The following is a 17,695-nucleotide window of genomic DNA, read 5'->3' as shown; positions in this document are numbered from 1 at the left end:
ACGAACTGCACCGCGATGGCGCCGAGGCCGCCGGCCACGCCGGTGACGGCCGCCGAGACACCGAACGCCAGCGTCTTGTAGAGCGCGACGTCGACGCCCATGGCGGAGGCGGCGATCTCGTTGTCGCGGATCGCCATGAAGGCGCGGCCCGAGCGCGACCGCAGCAGGTTGACGGAAGCGATGTAGATGCCGATCGTGATCGCGAGCGTGAAATAATACAGCCACATGTCCTGCGACATTGGCAGGCCGAACGGCGCATCGGGCTTGGTCACGACAAGACCCTGCACGCCGCCGGTCCAGTGCTCGAAGAAGCCGAGCTTCAGGAGCTGTGGCATGGCGACGGCGAGCGCGAACGTCGCCAGCGCAAGGTACACGCCGGAGAGCCGCAGCGCCGGCTGGCCGAAGATGAATCCGAAAGCAAAGCAGATCAGGCCCGCAATCGGCAGCGTCAGCGCGTAGTTCATGCCGACGTGTTCCATCAGGATCGCCGACGTATAGGCGCCGACCGCGTAGAACGCGCTCTGCCCAAGCGAAAACTGGCCGCTTCCGCCGGTCAGGATGTTGAGCGCGAGAACCGCGAGCCCGTAGATCAGGAGCATCGTCATCTGGAAGATGATGAAGTTCTTGACCAGCAGCGGCGCGATGATGAGCGCGGCCAGCACGACGAGCGAGGTGCCCAGCCCGAGCGTCATGGCCCGCTTCGGAACGGCCTCGACGGCCGATGCTTCAGTGACGACTTCCTCAGCAGCGCTCATGATCAAACTCGCTTCACGATGGGCCGACCCAGGAGGCCTGCCGGTTTGACGACCAGGACGGTGATGATCAGCGCAAGCGCGATCGGCAGTTTCAGTTCGTTACCGACGCCGGGAATGTAGGTCCCGGCAAGATTTTCAAAGATGCCGACAAGGAAGCCGCCGACCACGGCGCCGAGCGGCGAGCTCAGGCCGCCGAGCACGGCCGCGGCAAAGCCATAGATCAGGACGCCGCCCATCATGTTTGGTTCCAGGAACACCACCGGGGCGATCAGGATGCCGGCGATGGCGCCGATCGCGGAGGCCATGCCCCAGCCGAGCGCGATCATCCAGGAGGTGTTGATGCCGACCAGGCGCGCCGATTCAGGCAGCGAAGCCGCCGCCCGCATCGCAAGTCCGATCCGGGTGAACTGGAAGAAGATGTAAAGTGCGATCAGAAGCAGGATGGTGACGCCGATCATGCCGGCCTGGTGCGTCGAGATCAGCTGGCTGCCCAGGAAGGGGGAGGAGCCGAACGGCGACGGATACTGCTTGATGGTGAAGTCCCAGATCAGGCCCGCCACCGAGTTGACGATCGCAAACAACGCGATGAAGCCGGCGACGTTGGTCAGGATCGGCGCTTTCGCAAGCGGCTTGAACAGCAGCCGCTCGATCAGGATGCCGCCGGCAAAGGAGATGATCAGCGTGGCCAGGAAGGCCCACCAGTAGGGAATGCCCCACTGCATCAACTGCCACGAGATGAAGGTCGAGAACATCGCCATTTCGCCCTGGGCGAAATTCAGATGGTCGATCGCCTGGTAGATCATCACCACGGCGAGCGCCATGCAGGCGTAGATCGCGCCCGTGGCGATGCCGGCCAGGACCTGGTTGATAAACAGTTCCATTGTCCTGCTCCTCAGTAGCCGAGATAGGATTTGCGGACGTCTTCGTTGTTCGCGATGTCCTTGGCGTTGCCCGACATCACGATCCGTCCGGTTTCGATCACATAGGCCTGGTCGGCGAGTTCCAGCGCCAGTTGCGCGTTCTGCTCGACCACCAGGATGGTGACCTTGTCCTCGCGGTTGATCTTGCCGAGGATCTTGAACAGATCGCGCACGATCAGCGGCGCGAGGCCGAAGGACGGCTCGTCCAGCAGCATCAGGCGAGGCCGCAGCATCAGCGCGCGGGCGACCGCGAGCATCTGCTGCTCGCCGCCCGACAGCGTGCCGGCCTGCTGGGTGTGCCGCTCCTTGAGCACCGGAAAGTGCTCATACATGCGCTCGATATCGGCGACGATGTTCTTCTTGTCGGTGCGGGTGATGGCCCCGAGCTGCAGATTCTCCTCCACCGTCATGGTGGTGAAGGTGCCGCGGCCCTGCGGCACATGGGCGATGCCGAGACGGACGACGTTCTCGGTCGAGCGGGTGCCGATCGGCTTGCCCTCGAACTCGATCGCGCCGGTGGAGCGCACCATATTGCAGATCGCCCGCAAGGTGGTGGTCTTGCCGGCGCCGTTGGCGCCGAGCAGTGTGGTCAGCGATCCCTCGTTGAGCGAGAAGGAGAGACCATGGAGTGCCTGCACCTGCCCGTAATAGGCGCGCAGATCCTTGACGTTGAGCATCGAGGTCATTGGTCCTTGCTCCCCAGATAGGCCTTGATGACGTCAGGGTCGGCCTGGACCTGGGCCGGTGTTCCCTCGGCGAGCTTGCGGCCGAAGTTGAGCGCGACGACGTGGTCGGCGATCGACATTACGAGACCCATGTGATGCTCGACCAGCAGCACGGTGAGATGGCGTTCATCACGAAGCTTTTTGATGAGATCGCCGAGCACGTAGACTTCCTCGTGGTTGAGGCCGCCGGCGGGCTCATCGAGCAGCAGGATCTTCGGATCGGCGGCGAGCGCGCGGGCCAGTTCGACGCGCTTCTGGGTGCCGAACGGCAAGCCCGACACGATGGTGTGACCAACCTCCTCGAGACCGAGATAGGCGAGGATCTCGTGGACCTTCTTGTTGACGGCGGCCTCGCTGCGGCGGACCCAGGCGAGCTTCAGCGAGTCCGAGATGATGTCGCTCGAGGTGCGCGCATGGCAGCCGACGCGGACATTGTCGAGCACCGACAGATTGGGGAATAGCGCGACGTTCTGGAAGGTGCGGCCGATGCCGATCTCGGCGATCTTGTGCGCCGGGCGGGTCAGGATGCTGGCGCCTTCCATCAGGATGTCGCCGGAAGACGGCTGGTAGAGCCGGGAGAGGCAGTTGAACAGCGTCGTCTTGCCGGCGCCGTTCGGCCCGATCAGGCCAAGGATCTGCCCCTTGTGCATGTCAAAGGAAACGCCATTCAGCGCGATGATGCCGCCGAACACGACGCTGACGTCGCGAACCGCGAGCAGGGGTGCGTTCCCCTGCGCGAGCTGTGCCTGCGTCATTGCGTCCTACCCGCCCTGATCACGGAGCGGGAATGACCGTGCGAAATATATTGCCGGTCATGGTGAAGGCTACTCGATCCCCTCGGCCAAACGTGCAACTCTTCCTCCTGCTTTCGACTTCTTGCTGTCTGTTTTTTTTGATTGAGGTGCTGCGCCGCCCAGCGCTGCCTCGATTTTCCTTACCATCGTGACCAGGCGAGGTCCAATGTCGGTCAACAGGCGTTCTTCCGTAAAGCGGAATGCGGGCGCGCCGCAGTTGAACGCATAGGGACCGGTTCCGTCATTCAGCTTCAGCGCGACGCCGACCGCATGCACGTCGTTCTGCCATTCGCCTGCCGAAATCGCGAAACCGTACTTCGCCACCGTTTCGCCCGAGCGTTCGATGCCGTCGCGCATCCGCGGCCAGCGGCTGCCGTAATGGTCGCGCAGTTCGCGCAACAAGGCGGCGCGTTCGTCGTCGGGCAGCGACCAGATATAAGCCCGTCCCATCGCCGAAGTTGCAATCGGTACGCGTGAACCGACATCGAGTTGTACGCCGAGCGTCAGTCCGTTACGGCTCTGGCCGAAATAGATCATGCTGTGACGGTCGCGCCCGCCGACAGCGACGGCGCCGCCGGTCTCGCGCATCACTTCTTCACGGTAGGGTTCGGACAAATGCCGAACGCCGAGATTGGCAAGAGCGGCATAACCCAGCGCCATGGCAGATGGTGCGAGCTGATACTTCTCGAAACGCGGAACGGGTGTAAGATAGCCCAGCTTGGTAAGAGTGTAGGTCAGCCGGGAAATGGTTGGCTTCGGCAAATTGGTGCGGGCGGCGAGTTCTTGATTGCCGAGAAGCCCGTCGTTGGGATGAAATGCGCGTAACACATCAAGTCCGCGGGAGAGCGCGACGACGAAGCTGCGATCAGTCGCCACTTTCTTCCCTGGACGTTTCATTACCCGCTACTGCCGATGAGCTCGTTGACAAGGGACGTGCTTCAAAATAACCCTCCGTGTCAAGATGTGGAATTAAATTTCGCAGTGCGAAATTAGTAGAATAGCCGTAGCCACTCAACACAAATTGGGTGGCATCCAAGAACAAGCGATCAAGGGAGAGTGCCGTGAGCGAAGTGGTAAAACTCGAGCGTCATGACAACATCGCCATCGTCACGGTCGACAGTCCTCCGGTCAACGCGCTGAGTGCGGCGGTGCGCGGCGGCATCTTCGAATGCATGAAGAGCGCGATCGCCGACGCCGAAGTGAAGGCGATCGTTCTGACCTGCGGCGGTCGCACCTTCATCGCCGGCGCCGACATCACCGAATTCGGCAAGCCGCCGAAGCCTCCGGGTCTCGCCGAGGTGCTCGACCTCATGGAAAAGTCGCCGAAGCCGATCATCGCCGCCATTCACGGCACCGCGCTGGGCGGCGGCCTCGAAGTCGCTCTGGCATGCCACTATCGCGTGGCGGTGAAGGAAGCCAGGCTCGGCCTGCCTGAAGTGAAACTCGGACTTCTGCCCGGCGCCGGCGGTACCCAGCGGTTGCCGCGCGCGGTCGGCCCCGAACTCGCCGTCAAGATGATCGTCGGCGGCGATCCGATCAGTGCGGCGGAGGCGCTCAAGAACGGCCTGATCGAGGAGATCGTCGAAGGTCCGGCCTCGGGCGGCGAAGCCTTCGCCCGCAAGGTGGTGGCCGAGAAGCGCCCGCTGCGCAAGCTGCGCGATGACGATTCCAAGCTGGCGGCGGCCAAGGCCGACATCTCGATCTTTACCAACGCGGTCGCTGCGATGACCAAGAAGGCGAGGGGCCTGGAAGCGCCGTTCGCCGCGGCCGACGCCGTGCGCGCCGCGATCGAGCTGCCGTTCGATGAAGGCCTGAAGAAGGAGCGCGAAGGTTTCCTCAAGCTGGTTTCCAGCGACCAGTCCAAGGCGCAGCGCTACGCCTTCTTCGCCGAGCGCGAGGCCTCGAAGATCGCCGGCGTTCCTGATGGAACCAGGTCGCGCAAGGTCGACCGCGTCGCCGTGATCGGCGCCGGTACCATGGGTGGCGGCATTGCGATGTCGTTTGCCAATGCCGGTATCCCGGTCACGCTGATCGAGACCAGCGAGGAACAGCTCAAGCGCGGCATGGGCATCATGCAGAAGAACTGGGAAGCCACCGCCGCACGCGGCGGCATTCCGGCGGATGCGCCCGCCAAGCGCATGGCGCTGATCGACGGCAAGGTGGGTCTCGAGAACGTCAAGGACGCTGACCTGGTGATCGAGGCCGTGTTCGAGACGATGGCGATCAAGAAGGAAGTGTTCGGCAAGCTCGACCAGTTTGCCAAGCCGGGCGCCGTGCTCGCCTCCAACACCTCGTACCTGAACATCGACGAGATCGCGAAGGAGACCAAGCGTCCGCAGGATGTGCTCGGCATGCACTTCTTCTCGCCCGCCAACGTCATGAAGCTGTGCGAGATCGTCCGCGCCGACAAGACCGCGCCGGATGCGCTCACCACGGCGGTGGCGATCTCGCGCAAGATCGCCAAGGTGCCGGCCGTGGTCGGCGTCTGCGACGGCTTCGTCGGCAACCGCATGCTGGCCCAGCGCGGCAAGCAGTCGGAAAAGCTGTTGTTCGAAGGCGCGCTGCCGCAGCAGGTCGACGCCGTCGTCACCAAGTTCGGCATGCCGATGGGCCCGTTCGCGATGAGCGATCTCGCCGGCCTCGACATCGGCTGGCGCTCGCGCAAGGACCGCGGCATCAAGTCGGAAATCGCCGACGCGCTGTGTGAAGCTGGCCGCTTCGGCCAGAAGACCGCCAAGGGCTACTACAAGTATGAAGGTGGCTCGCGCTCGCCGCTGCCCGATCCTGATGTCGAGAAGCTGATCGAGGAGACCCTGCACAAGCTCGGCAAGAAGCGCCGCGCCGTCAGCGACGAGGAAATTCTCGAGCGCATGATGTACCCGATGATCAACGAGGGGGCGCGCATTCTCGAGGAGGGCATCGCGGCGCGTCCGAGCGATATCGACGTGATCTGGCTCTATGGCTACGGCTGGCCGATCTATCGCGGCGGCCCGATGTTCTGGGCCGATACGGTGGGCCTGAAGCAGATCGCGGACCGCCTGTCCCACTACGCCAGGGAGACCAACGATCCCTCGCTCGAACCGGCGCCGCTGCTCCAGCGTCTAGCCGCGGAAGGCAAGACGTTTGCCTCGCTCGCGGCGCAGTCGAAGGCGGCCTGATGTCGATCCACCCCGTCATTCCGGGTCCGGCCTCAAGGTCATCCCGGAATGACGACCTTTCTTGTCGCTAGACACGCATGACCCATCTCGGCGAACAGTTCTATCCGCAAGGCGTCCGCTGGGACGACACGATCGCGCGTGGCACGCTGCCGGACCTGCTGTCGGCGGCCGCCGCTGAGTTCGGCTCGCGCCCGGCGCTCGAATTCCGGGACCGGCCGATCAGCTACGGCGAACTCGAAGCGCTGGTCGAGGCGGCCGCCAGTGCGTTCCTGCGTGCCGGCTACGGCAAGGATCATTCGGTCGCGCTGTTTCTCGGCAATTCGCCTGATCATCCGGTCAATTTCTTCGGTGCGCTGAAGGCCGGCGCGCGCATCGTGCATCTGTCGCCGCTCGACGGCGAGATCGCGCTCTCCCACAAGCTCTCCGATTCCGGCGCGCGGGTGCTGGCCACCAGCAATCTTTCGGCGCTGCTGCCGACCGCGCTGAAATTTCTCGACAAGGGCCTGCTCGATCGCCTGATCGTCTGCGAGGACGATCATTGGGGCAAGGTGGGCACGCCGCAGACGGCGCTGCCTGATGATTCAAGGATCATCACCTACCGGCAATTCGCCGACGGCGCGACGAAGCCGCAGCAATGGCCTGCGCTCACCGCTGATGACGTCGCCTTGCTGCAATATACCGGCGGTACCACCGGCCTGCCGAAAGGCGCCATGCTCAGCCACGGCAATCTGACCTCGGCGGTCTCGATCTACGACGTCTGGGGCAAGCCATCGCGCGCCGAGCGCAACGCGATCGAGCGTGTGATCTGCGTGCTGCCGCTGTTCCACATCTACGCGCTGACGGTGGTGCTGCTGTCGTCGATCCGGCGCGGCAATCTGATCTCGCTGCACCAGCGCTTCGACGTCGCGGCCGTGATGCGCGACATCGAGGTCAAGCGCGCAACGGCGTTTCCCGGCGTGCCGACGATGTGGATCGCGATCGCGGCGTTGCCCGATCTCGACAAGCGCGATCTGTCCTCGCTGGTCAGCGTCGGCTCGGGCGGCGCGCCGCTACCGATCGAGGTCGCGCGGATCCTCGAGCAGCGGGTCGGCATGAAGCTGAAGAGCGGTTGGGGCATGACCGAGACCTGCTCGCCCGGCACCGCGCATCCGAAAGAAGGGCCCGACAAGCCCGGCTCGATCGGCCTGATGCTGCCCGGCATCGAGATGGACGTGGTGTCGCTGGAAGACCCGACCAGGGTGATGCCAACGGGCGAAACCGGCGAGATCCGCATTCGCGGCCCGAACGTCACCAAGGGCTACTGGAACAGGCCGAAGGAGACCGCGGAGGCCTTCGTCGGCGACCGCTTTCTCACCGGCGACATCGGCTACGTCGACGCCGACGGCTATTTCTACCTGGTCGACCGCAAGAAAGACATGATCATCTCCGGTGGCTTCAACGTCTATCCGCAGATGATCGAGCAGGCGATCTATACCCATCCAGCCGTGCAGGAAGTGCTCGTGATCGGCATCCCGGACGATTACCGCGGCGAGGCGGCGAAAGCCTTCATCAAGCTGCGCGACGGCATGAAGCCGTTCACGCTGGATGAGCTGCGTGCCTTCCTCACCGGCAAGCTCGGCAAGCACGAGCTTCCGGCCGCGGTCGATTTCGTCGATGAGCTGCCGCGCACGCCGGTCGGAAAATTGTCGCGCCACGAGCTTCGTATCCAGCAACAGCCTTCACGCACCGCCAACACCAAAAAAGACGTCGCTTAGACCGCAATTCATTCGCTCACAGGAGGATCCGATGGATCTCGCTTTCAGCAAGGAAGAAATCGCGTTTCGTGAAGAAGTAAGGGCCTTCTTCCGCGACAACGTGCCGCCGGAGACGCGGCGCAAGATGGTCGAGGGCCGTCACCTCTCCAAGGACGAGATGGTCGCCTGGTGGCGTATCCTGAACAAGAAGGGTTGGGGCGTCTCGCACTGGCCGAAGGAATATGGCGGCACCGGCTGGACCTCGGTGCAGCACTACATCTTCAACGAAGAGCTGCAGATGCATCCGGCGCCGGCGCCGCTCGCCTTCGGCGTCAGCATGGTCGGCCCTGTCATCTACACCTTCGGCAACGAGGCGCAGAAGAAGCAGTATCTGCCGCGCATCGCCAGTGTCGAAGACTGGTGGTGCCAGGGCTTCTCGGAGCCCGGCTCGGGATCGGACCTCGCCTCGCTCAAGACCAAGGCCGAGCGCAAGGGTGACAAGTACATCATCAACGGCCAGAAGACCTGGACCACGCTCGCCCAGCACGCCGACATGATCTTCTGCCTCTGCCGCACCGACACCAATGCCAAGAAGCAGATGGGCATCTCCTTCATCGTCTTCAGCATGAAGTCGAAGGGCGTCACCGTGCGTCCGATCGAGACCATCGATGGCGGCCATGAGGTCAACGAAGTGTTCTTCGACGACGTCGAGGTGCCGGTCGAGAATTTGATCGGCGAGGAGAACAAGGGCTGGGACTACGCAAAATTCCTGCTCGGCAACGAGCGTACCGGCATCGCCCGCGTCGGCGTCTCCAAGGAGCGGCTGCGCCGCATCAAGGATCTCGCCTCCAAGGTCGAACAGAACGGCAGGCCTGTGATCGAGGACCAGGGTTTCCGCGAGAAGCTCGCGGCCTGCGAGATCGAGCTGAAGGCGCTCGAACTGACGCAGCTTCGCGTCGTCGCCGATGAAGGCAAGCACGGCAAGGGCAAGCCCAATCCGGCATCGTCGGTCTTGAAGATCAAGGGCTCGGAAATCCAGCAGACCACGACCGAACTTTTGATGGAAGTGATCGGCCCGTTTGCCGCGCCCTACGACGTGCATGGCGACGACGGCTCCAACGAGACGATGGACTGGACCGCCCAGATCGCCCCGAGCTACTTCAACAACCGCAAGGTCTCGATCTACGGCGGCTCCAACGAGATCCAGCGCAACATCATCACCAAGGCGGTGCTGGGGCTTTGATCCTCTCCCTCTCCCCGCCCTTCGCGGGGAGAGGGTAGGGGTGAGGGGCCTCTCTCCGAGCAACGATAGCCGAGAGACCGTACCCCCTCACCCGGCGCTGCGCGCCGACCTCTCCGCAAGCGGGGCGAGGTTGAGAAGCCAGCCACAGATAATTCTAGTGACGACGTGTAGTCAGGGAAAAGAACATGGATTTTGATTTGACCGAGGAGCAGCGGCTTCTCAAGGAAAGCATCGACGGCCTGTTGACGGATTCCTACGATTTCGAAGCGCGCAAGAAGTACCAGAAGGAGAAGGGCGGCTGGAGCAAGGCCGTCTGGAACAAGCTGGCCGAGCAGGGCCTGCTGGGCCTGCCGTTCGCCGAGGCAGATGGCGGCATCGGCGCCGGCGCGGTCGAGACCATGATCGTGATGGAAGCGCTCGGCAAGGCGCTGGTGCTGGAGCCCTATCTCGCCACCGTCGTGATCGGCGGCGGCTTCCTGCGCCACGGCGCCTCCGCCGAGCAGAAGGCCGCGCACATTCCCGGCATCATCGACGGCAGCAAGAGCTTTGCCTTTGCGCAGCTCGAGAAGAACTCGCGCTATGACCTCGCCGATGTCTCGACCACGGCCAAGAAGAAGGGCGGGGCTTACGTGATCGACGGCGAGAAATTCGTCGTGCTGAACGGCGAGAATGCCGACACGCTGATCGTCACCGCGCGGACCAAGGGTGGCCGGCATGACAAGACCGGCATCGGCGTGTTCATCGTGCCGGGAAATGCCAAGGGCGTCACCCGCAAGGGCTATCCGACCCAGGACGGCCTGCACGCCGCCGACATCACCTTCACCGGCGTCGAGGTAGGCAGCGATGCCGTGATCGGCGATCCCGAGAACGGCCTGCCGCTGGTCGAGCGCGTGGTCGACGAAGCCCGCACCGCGATGTGCGCTGAAGCCGTCGGCGCGATGGATGAATCGCTGAAGACCACCGTCGAGTATCTCAAGACCCGCAAGCAGTTCGGCGTGCCGATAGGCAGCTTCCAGACCCTGCAGCATCGCGCCGCCGACATGTTCGTGGCGCTGGAGCAGGCCCGCAGCATGTCGATGTTCGCGACCATGGCGGCCGATTTCGACAGCGCCAGGGAGCGCGCCACCGCGGTCGCCGCGGCCAAGGTGCAGATCGGCAAATCAGGCAAGTTCATCGGCCAGCAGTCGATCCAGCTTCACGGCGGCATCGGCATGACCCAGGAAGCCAAGATCGGCCACTACTTCAAGCGGCTGACCATGATCGAGAACACCTTTGGCGACACCGACTACCACCTGCGCCGCGTCACCGACGCGGGCGGGCTGGTGTAGCGTCTTCGCTGTAGGTCGCACTGTAACCGTACAAAGATCGTCATGCCCGGGCTTGTCCCGGGCATCCACGTCTTTGCCGGAAAGGAAGTCGTGGATGGCCAGGACAAGCCCCGCCATGACGGATAGAGAATGCAAACGAACAAGACAAAGAGGGAGCACACCCAGTGAAGAACACCCCGTTCGATCTCACCGGCAAAGTCGCCGTCATCACCGGCTCCAGCCGCGGCATCGGCCGTTCGTCCGCAGAACTGCTCGCCAAGCTCGGCGCCAAGGTCGTGATCTCCAGCCGCAAGACGGACGCCTGCCAGGAAGTTGCGGAGGGCATCAAGAAGGCCGGCGGTGACGCCCACGTCATCCCCTGCAACATCTCGCGCCGCGAGGAGGTCGAGGCGCTGATCTCGGGTACCACCAGGCATTACGGCAAGGTCGACATCCTCGTCTGCAACGCCGCGGTGAACCCCTATTACGGCCCGCTGCTCGACATCAAGGACGAGGCCTTCGACAAGATCATGGGCTCCAACGTCAAGAGCAACATCTGGCTCTGCGCGCTCGCGATCCCGCAGATGGCCGAGCGCGGCAACGGCTCGGTGGTGATCATCTCCTCGATCGGCGGCCTGCGCGGCTCGACCGTGATCGGCGCCTACGGCATCTCCAAGGCCGCCGACTTCGCGCTCTGCCGCAGCCTCGCCGGCGAATGGGGCCCGAAGGGCGTCCGTGTCAATTGCGTCGCGCCGGGACTCGTCAAGACGGATTTCGCCCGTGCGCTGTGGGAAGACCCTGACAACCTCAAGCGCCGCACCTCAGGCTCGCCGCTGCGCCGTATCGGCGAACCCGAGGAAATCGCCGGCGCCGTCGCCTATCTCGCCTCGGACGCCTCCACCTTCATGACCGGCCAGACCATCGTGGTCGACGGTGGCGTGACCACAGCGGCGACGTGAGGCGCTGTCGTCCCTGCTTTCGCGATGCTTTCGCAGGGACGACGGAGATATTGACCTTCGCCGCCCAATCGGATTGCCTCTCCCCGACCAACCGACCTCCCGGGGAAGCAGCGTCATGTCCTTTGTGCTGGCCATCGATCAGGGCACCACGTCCTCGCGCGCCATCGTGTTCCGCGGCGACATTTCCATCGCCGCCACCGCGCAGCAGGAATTCCCGCAGCATTTTCCGGCCTCCGGCTGGGTCGAGCACGAGCCGGAGGACATCTGGACCTCGACGTTGCAGGTCTGCCGCGAGGCGCTGGACAAGGCCGGGCTGAAGGCCAAGGACATCGCCGCGATCGGCATTACCAACCAGCGCGAGACCACCGTGGTGTGGGACCGCGCCACCGGGCAGGCCGTGCACCGCGCCATCGTCTGGCAGGACCGCCGCACCGCGGACATCTGCGCCAAACTGAAGGCTGAGGGACACGAGCCGGCGATTTCGGCGAAGACCGGCCTGATCATCGATCCCTATTTCTCCGGCACCAAGGTCGCCTGGATCCTCGATCACGTGCCGGGCGCGCGCGAACGCGCCGGCCGCGGCGAACTGATGTTCGGCACCGTCGATTGCTATCTGCTGTGGCGGCTCACCGGCGGCAAGGTGCATGCTACCGACGCGACCAACGCCTCGCGCACGCTGCTGTTCAACATCCACACCGGCGAATGGGATGACGAACTGCTGAAACTGTTGCGCGTGCCGCGCTCGATGCTGCCGGAGGTGAAGGATTCCTCCGCCACATTCGGCGACAGCGATGCCGACCTGTTCGGCGGCTCGATTGCGATCTCGGGCATCGCCGGCGACCAGCAGGCCGCGACCATCGGCCAGGCCTGCTTCGAGCCCGGCATGATCAAGTCGACCTACGGGACCGGCTGCTTCGCGCTGCTCAACACCGGCGCCACACCGGTGGCCTCGAAGAACAAGCTGCTCACCACCATCGCCTATCAACTGGACGGCAAGCGCACCTATGCGCTCGAAGGCTCGATCTTCGTCGCAGGAAGCGCGGTGCAATGGCTGCGCGACGGGCTCGGGCTCATCAAGCAGGCGTCCGAGACCGGCCCGCTCGCCGACAAGTCCGATTCCATGCAGAGCGTCTATCTGGTGCCGGCCTTCGTCGGCATGGGGGCGCCCTACTGGAATCCGCGCGTGCGCGGCGCGCTGTTCGGCCTGACCCGCAACACCGGCCCGGCCGAGTTGGCGCATGCCGCGCTGGAAAGTGTTTGTTATCAGACCTACGACCTTCGCGAAGCGATGCGCGCCGACTGGCCCGGCGAAAAGGCCGCCAACGTGCTCCGCGTCGACGGCGGCATGACCGCCTCCGACTGGACCATGCAGCGCCTCGCCGACCTGCTGGATGCTCCCGTCGACCGCCCGATGATCCAGGAGACAACGGCGCTGGGTGCGGCGTATCTCGCCGGGCTGAGTGCTGGCGTTTATCCGGAGCCGGAAAAATTCGCCGACAACTGGCGGCTCGAACGCCGCTTCAAGCCGGCGATGAGCGCGGCGACGCGCGAGCGGAAGCTTGCGGGATGGGCGAGGGCCGTGAAGGGCGTGCTGGCGAGCGACGAGGGGGAGTAGCGCGTCCTCCTCCATTGTCATCCCCGCGAAAGCGGGGCCAGTATTCCAGAGAAGTTGCGATAGAGCCGAGATGCCGCGGCGTACTGGATGGCCCGCTTTCGCAGGGGATGACAGTCTACTACACTGGCTGCTCCATCCGCCCTGAAGAGTGATGAAAACAACATGATCCTGATCGGCCAGTTCGATTCCCCCTTTGTCCGCCGCGTTGCGATCGCGATGCGGCTCTATGGCATCGACTTCGAGCATAGGCCGTGGTCGACCTTCGGCGATGCCGATGAGATCGCGGCCCATAATCCGCTGCGCCGGGTGCCGACGCTGGTGCTGGATAGCGGCGAGGCGCTGATCGAGAGCGCGATGATCCTGGATTATCTCGACGATCGCGTCGGCGAGGGGAAGGCGATGATCGCGCGCGGCGGCGAGGCGCGCCGGAAGCAGCAGCGCATCTGCGCGCTGGCGATGGGGCTTGGCGACAAGGGCGTCAGCCTGTTGTACGAGCGCGTGCTGCGCAAGGACAGGCAGCTCGAACTCTGGGTCGAACGCTGCAAGACACAGATCGCAGGCGTGCTGGAGGTGCTGGAAAAGGAGCGCGCCGCGGTCAAGACGCCGTATTGGTCCGGCGGGAAGATCGGCCATGCCGACATCGCGGTCGCCTGCGTGCTGCGCTTTGTGGGCGAGGCGCATCCCGCGCTGTTCGATGCACGCTATTCCGCGCTGAAGGCGCATTCCGACGCTTGCGAGGCGCTGCCGCCGTTCAAGGAAATCGTGCAGCCGCTGGCGCCGCCGAAGGGCTGACGGCCTGCACTATTTTGTCCGCATCGCCTCCGGCGTATCCGGCTGCGCCAGCGGATGGGCTTTCGAAAACTCCGGCAGCGCCATGGCGGTCTCGAAAATGCGCTTTACCGTCGGATAGATCTTCAAATCGATCTGCTGCGTGATCGCCACGGTGACATGGCCGACCATGCAGATGTCGGCCAGCGTCGGGGTATCGCCATGGCAGAACTTCCCGGTGTCCTTGTGGCCGGCAAGATGTCCCTCCAGCGCCGCCAGCGTTTCCACCGTCCAGTGCCGCCGCCACGCCGCCTGCTGGGTGTCGCGCAGGTTCAGTTCGTGGTCGAGATAGCGCCGCACCCGCGGCGTCAGCAGCGGATGGCCCTCGCAGGCGACCATCAGCGCCAGCGCGCGGACGCGGGCGCGGCCGTTCAGGTCGGCGGGCAGCAGCGGCGGGGAGGGATACTTCTCATCGAGATATTCGAGGATGGCGAGCGACTGGAACAGCGTGGTGCCGTCATCCTCCACCAGCGCCGGCAGCGCCATCTGCGGATTGATCTTCCTGTATTCGGGATCGCGGTGCGCGTTGGCGTCGAGGTCGACGAATACGACCTCGGCCGGCACGTTTTTCAGATTGAGCGCGATGCGAACCCGGAAGCTCGCCAGCGATCGCCAGAACGAGAAGAATTTCATGGGGGAGCCTCGGGCACCGTGTCATGCCCGGACTTGATCCGGGCATCCATCAACTTCGCGAGACTCTTGTGAAGATGGATCACCGGGTCAAGCCCGGTGATGACAAATCAGCCGCCCACCGCCTTCTTGCGCCAGGCCAGGTGCACGGCGCAGGTGCAGCCGGGCGGGTGCGAGGTGACGTCGTTGGCGGGGACGGGCTCCGCTGCCGGGGCAGGCGCTGCCTGCTGCGAGGGAATGTAGTTCAGCACCGGGGCCAGCCAGCGCTCGATCTCGCCGACGCTCATGCCCTTGCGCGCGGCGTAGTCCTCGACCTGGTCGCGCTCGATCTTGCCGACGCCGAAATAGTAGCTTTCGGGATGCGAGAAATAGAGGCCCGACACCGACGAGCCCGGCCACATCGCAAAGCTCTCGGTCAGCTTCACACCGGCGGTCTTCTCCGCGTCAAGCAGGCGGAACAGCGTCGCCTTCTCGGTGTGGTCGGGCTGCGCGGGATAGCCGGGTGCCGGGCGAATGCCGGCATATTGTTCCAGGATCAACTGGTCGGAAGCGAGCGCCTCATCCGGCGCGTAGCCCCAGAATTCCTTGCGCACGCGCTGGTGCATCCGCTCGGCAAAGGCTTCGGCGAGCCGGTCGGCCAGCGCCTTGCACAGGATCGAGGAGTAATCGTCATTGGCGTTCTTGAAGCGGTCGGCGACCGCGTCCTCGCCGATTCCCGCGGTGACGACGAAGCCGCCGATATAGTCAGCCACGCCGGAAGATTTCGGCGCGATGAAGTCGGACAGCGCGGCGTTGAAGCGGCCTTCGCGCTTCTCCAGTTGCTGGCGCAGCGTGTGGAAGGTGGCGATCTTCCTCGTGCGCGTATCGTCGGCATATACCGAGATGTCGTCGCCCTCGGCGTTGGCCGGCCAGAAGCCGACGGTCGCGCGCGCCGTGAACCATTTCTCCTTGATGATGCGATCGAGCATCTTGCGCGCATCATCATAAAGCGAGCGTGCGACTTCGCCGATCTTGGGATCGTCGAGAATGGCCGGGAACCGCCCGGTCAGTTCCCAGGTCTGGAAGAACGGCGTCCAGTCGATGTATTCGGCGAGTTCCGCCAGATCATAGGCCTCAAAGCTCTTCAGCCCCAGGAACGAAGGCTTCTTCGGCGGCGTCCTGGCAAAGTCGGCCTTGACCGCATTGGCGCGGGCATCGGCCAGCTTCAGCCGCTTCTTGTCGGCCTGCGCGCGCAGATGCGCAGCGGATATCCTGGCGTATTCGGCGCGGATATCGGCGGCATAGGTGTCGCGCTTGTCGGGCGAAAGCAGCGAGGAGGCGACGCCGACCGCGCGGCTGGCGTCGTTGACATGAACCACCGGCCCGCCCTTGTAGTTCGGGTCGATCTTGACCGCGGTGTGGACGCGGCTCGTGGTGGCGCCGCCGATCAATAGCGGCATCTTCATGCCCTGCCGCTCCATCTCGCCGGCGAGAAAGCTCATCTCGTCGAGCGAGGGCGTGATCAGGCCGGACAGCCCGATGATATCGGCGCCTTCCGCCTTCGCGGTTTCGATGATCTTGTTGGCGGGCACCATGACCCCGAGGTCGATCACCTCGTAATTGTTACACTGCAGGACGATGCCGACGATGTTCTTGCCGATGTCGTGGACATCTCCCTTTACGGTCGCGAGCACGATCTTGCCGGCGGCGCTGCGGCCTCCGGCATCTGCGCCGCTGGCGAGGTTGCGCGCCTTCTCCTCTTCCATGAACGGCATCAGATAGGCGACTGCCTGCTTCATCACGCGGGCGGATTTCACCACCTGCGGCAGGAACATTTTGCCGTCGCCGAAGAGATCGCCGACGATGTTCATGCCGGCCATCAGCGGTCCCTCGATCACGTTCAAGGGACGCTCGACCGTCAGCCGCGCCGCTTCGGTATCCTGCTCGATGAACTCGGTAATGCCGTGCACCAGCGCGTGGCTCAGACGTTTCTCGACCGGCCATTCACGCCAGGCCAGATCCTGCTCCTTGGTCTGCTTCTCCTTGCCGCGGAACTTCTCCGCCAGCGCCAGCAGCCGCTCGGCGGCGCCGGCATCGCGGTTGAGGATGACGTCCTCGCAAACCTGGCGCAATTCGGGATCGATGTCGTCATAGACGATCATCTGCCCGGCATTGACGATGCCCATGTCCATGCCGGCCTTGATGGCGTGATACAGGAACACCGAATGCATCGCCTCGCGCACCGGCTCGTTGCCGCGGAACGAGAACGACAGGTTCGAGACGCCGCCCGAGATATGGACATCCGGCAGGTTCTGGCGGATCCAGCGCGTCGCCTCGATGAAGTCGACGCCGTAATTGTTGTGCTCTTCCAGACCCGTCGCGATCGCGAAGATGTTGGGGTCGAAGATGATGTCCTCAGGGGGAAAACCGACCTCGCCGACCAGAATGTCGTAGGCGCGCTTGCAGATCTCGGTCTTGCGCGCGAACGTATCGGCCTGACCAACCTCGTCGAACGCCATCACCACGACAGCCGCGCCGTGGCGGCGTGCGATCCGGGCCTCGTGGATGAACTTCTCCACGCCCTCCTTCATCGAGATCGAGTTCACGACAGGCTTGCCCTGCACGCATTTCAGGCCGGCCTCGATCACGTTGAACTTCGAGGAGTCGACCATGACAGGGACGCGGGCGATATCGGGCTCGGCGGCGACGAGGTTGAGGAACGTCACCATCGCGGCTTCCGAATCCAGCAGGCCCTCGTCCATGTTGATGTCGATGATCTGCGCGCCGTTCTCGACCTGGTCACGCGCCACCTGCAGCGCAGCGCTGTAATCGCCCGCGGTGATCAGCTTGCGGAATTTCGCCGAGCCGGTGACGTTGGTGCGCTCGCCGACGTTCACGAAGGGGATTGCCGGCGTGAGCTCGAACGGCTCGAGGCCCGACAGCCGCAGCCGCGGCTCGATCGTGGGGACGATGCGCGGTTTGTGCGGGGCGACCGCGGCGGCAATCGCGGCGATATGGTCCGGCGTGGTGCCGCAGCAGCCGCCGACGA

Annotated in this window: 14 protein-coding genes; 7 read left to right on the top strand and 7 right to left on the bottom strand. The window is 64.2% G+C overall.

The annotated features are described in order from the left end of the window. The 5 genes from V7E26_RS23235 to V7E26_RS23215 all read right to left on the bottom strand — a co-directional run. A partial coding sequence (locus V7E26_RS23235; protein ID WP_324420654.1) for a branched-chain amino acid ABC transporter permease occupies positions 1–755 on the bottom strand: 755 nt, incomplete at its 3' end. A 2-nt stretch (positions 756–757) separates the two neighbouring features. After that, positions 758–1,636 (bottom strand): branched-chain amino acid ABC transporter permease, encoded by an 879-nt coding sequence (locus tag V7E26_RS23230; RefSeq protein ID WP_324420652.1) that lies wholly within the window; start codon positions 1,634–1,636, stop codon positions 758–760. A gap of 11 nt (positions 1,637–1,647) precedes the next feature. Beyond that, positions 1,648–2,361 carry an ABC transporter ATP-binding protein gene (locus V7E26_RS23225; RefSeq protein WP_324420650.1) on the bottom strand — a complete coding sequence of 238 codons (714 nt, stop codon included), beginning with the start codon at positions 2,359–2,361 and terminating at the stop codon, positions 1,648–1,650. Further along, on the bottom strand, positions 2,358–3,155 hold the full coding sequence (locus V7E26_RS23220; RefSeq protein ID WP_324420647.1) for an ABC transporter ATP-binding protein: 798 nt from the start codon (positions 3,153–3,155) through the stop codon (positions 2,358–2,360). The genes V7E26_RS23225 and V7E26_RS23220 overlap by 4 nt, the downstream gene beginning before the upstream one ends. A 69-nt stretch (positions 3,156–3,224) precedes the next feature. Then, the gene (locus V7E26_RS23215; RefSeq protein WP_324420645.1) at positions 3,225–4,091 is read right to left on the bottom strand and encodes an IclR family transcriptional regulator; all 867 of its coding nucleotides are present in this window, start codon (positions 4,089–4,091) and stop codon (positions 3,225–3,227) included. Between the two features lie 164 nt (positions 4,092–4,255). On the opposite strand from V7E26_RS23215, the gene V7E26_RS23210 reads away from it, so the two are divergent. The 7 genes from V7E26_RS23210 to V7E26_RS23180 all read left to right on the top strand — a co-directional run bounded on the left by V7E26_RS23210 (position 4,256) and on the right by V7E26_RS23180 (position 14,001). Continuing rightward, positions 4,256–6,352 (top strand): 3-hydroxyacyl-CoA dehydrogenase NAD-binding domain-containing protein, encoded by a 2,097-nt coding sequence (locus V7E26_RS23210; RefSeq protein ID WP_324420643.1) that lies wholly within the window; start codon positions 4,256–4,258, stop codon positions 6,350–6,352. Between the two features lie 77 nt (positions 6,353–6,429). Further along, positions 6,430–8,106 (top strand): dicarboxylate--CoA ligase PimA, encoded by a 1,677-nt coding sequence (gene pimA / locus V7E26_RS23205; RefSeq protein WP_324420640.1) that lies wholly within the window; start codon positions 6,430–6,432, stop codon positions 8,104–8,106. 31 nt (positions 8,107–8,137) lie between these two features. After that, the gene (gene pimC / locus V7E26_RS23200; RefSeq protein WP_324420638.1) at positions 8,138–9,328 is read left to right on the top strand and encodes a pimeloyl-CoA dehydrogenase large subunit; all 1,191 of its coding nucleotides are present in this window, start codon (positions 8,138–8,140) and stop codon (positions 9,326–9,328) included. Positions 9,329–9,513: 185 nt separating this feature from the next. After that, entirely contained in the window at positions 9,514–10,656 is a 1,143-nt protein-coding gene (pimD, locus tag V7E26_RS23195; protein ID WP_324420636.1) for a pimeloyl-CoA dehydrogenase small subunit, read from the top strand. A gap of 164 nt (positions 10,657–10,820) precedes the next feature. Beyond that, complete coding sequence (locus tag V7E26_RS23190) at positions 10,821–11,594, top strand: SDR family NAD(P)-dependent oxidoreductase (RefSeq protein WP_324420634.1); 774 nt, start codon at positions 10,821–10,823, stop codon at positions 11,592–11,594. 115 nt (positions 11,595–11,709) lie between these two features. After that, entirely contained in the window at positions 11,710–13,209 is a 1,500-nt protein-coding gene (gene glpK / locus V7E26_RS23185; protein ID WP_324420632.1) for a glycerol kinase GlpK, read from the top strand. Between the two features lie 162 nt (positions 13,210–13,371). Continuing rightward, positions 13,372–14,001, top strand: coding sequence for a glutathione S-transferase family protein (locus V7E26_RS23180; protein WP_324420630.1), 630 nt, complete (start codon positions 13,372–13,374; stop codon positions 13,999–14,001). Positions 14,002–14,010: 9 nt separating this feature from the next. Here the strand turns inward: V7E26_RS23180 and maiA are convergent, their stop codons facing one another. Together maiA and metH are read right to left on the bottom strand one after the other, a co-directional pair. Continuing rightward, positions 14,011–14,670, bottom strand: coding sequence for a maleylacetoacetate isomerase (gene maiA / locus V7E26_RS23175; RefSeq protein ID WP_324420628.1), 660 nt, complete (start codon positions 14,668–14,670; stop codon positions 14,011–14,013). Positions 14,671–14,777: 107 nt separating this feature from the next. Continuing rightward, positions 14,778–17,695: methionine synthase (gene metH, locus V7E26_RS23170; RefSeq protein WP_324420626.1), on the bottom strand; the 2,918-nt coding region annotated here is incomplete at its 5' end.

Source organism: Bradyrhizobium sp. (assembly GCF_036735945.1).
Classification (GTDB): Bacteria; Pseudomonadota; Alphaproteobacteria; order Rhizobiales; family Xanthobacteraceae; genus Bradyrhizobium.
This window is presented reverse-complemented; position numbering and strand designations above follow the sequence as displayed.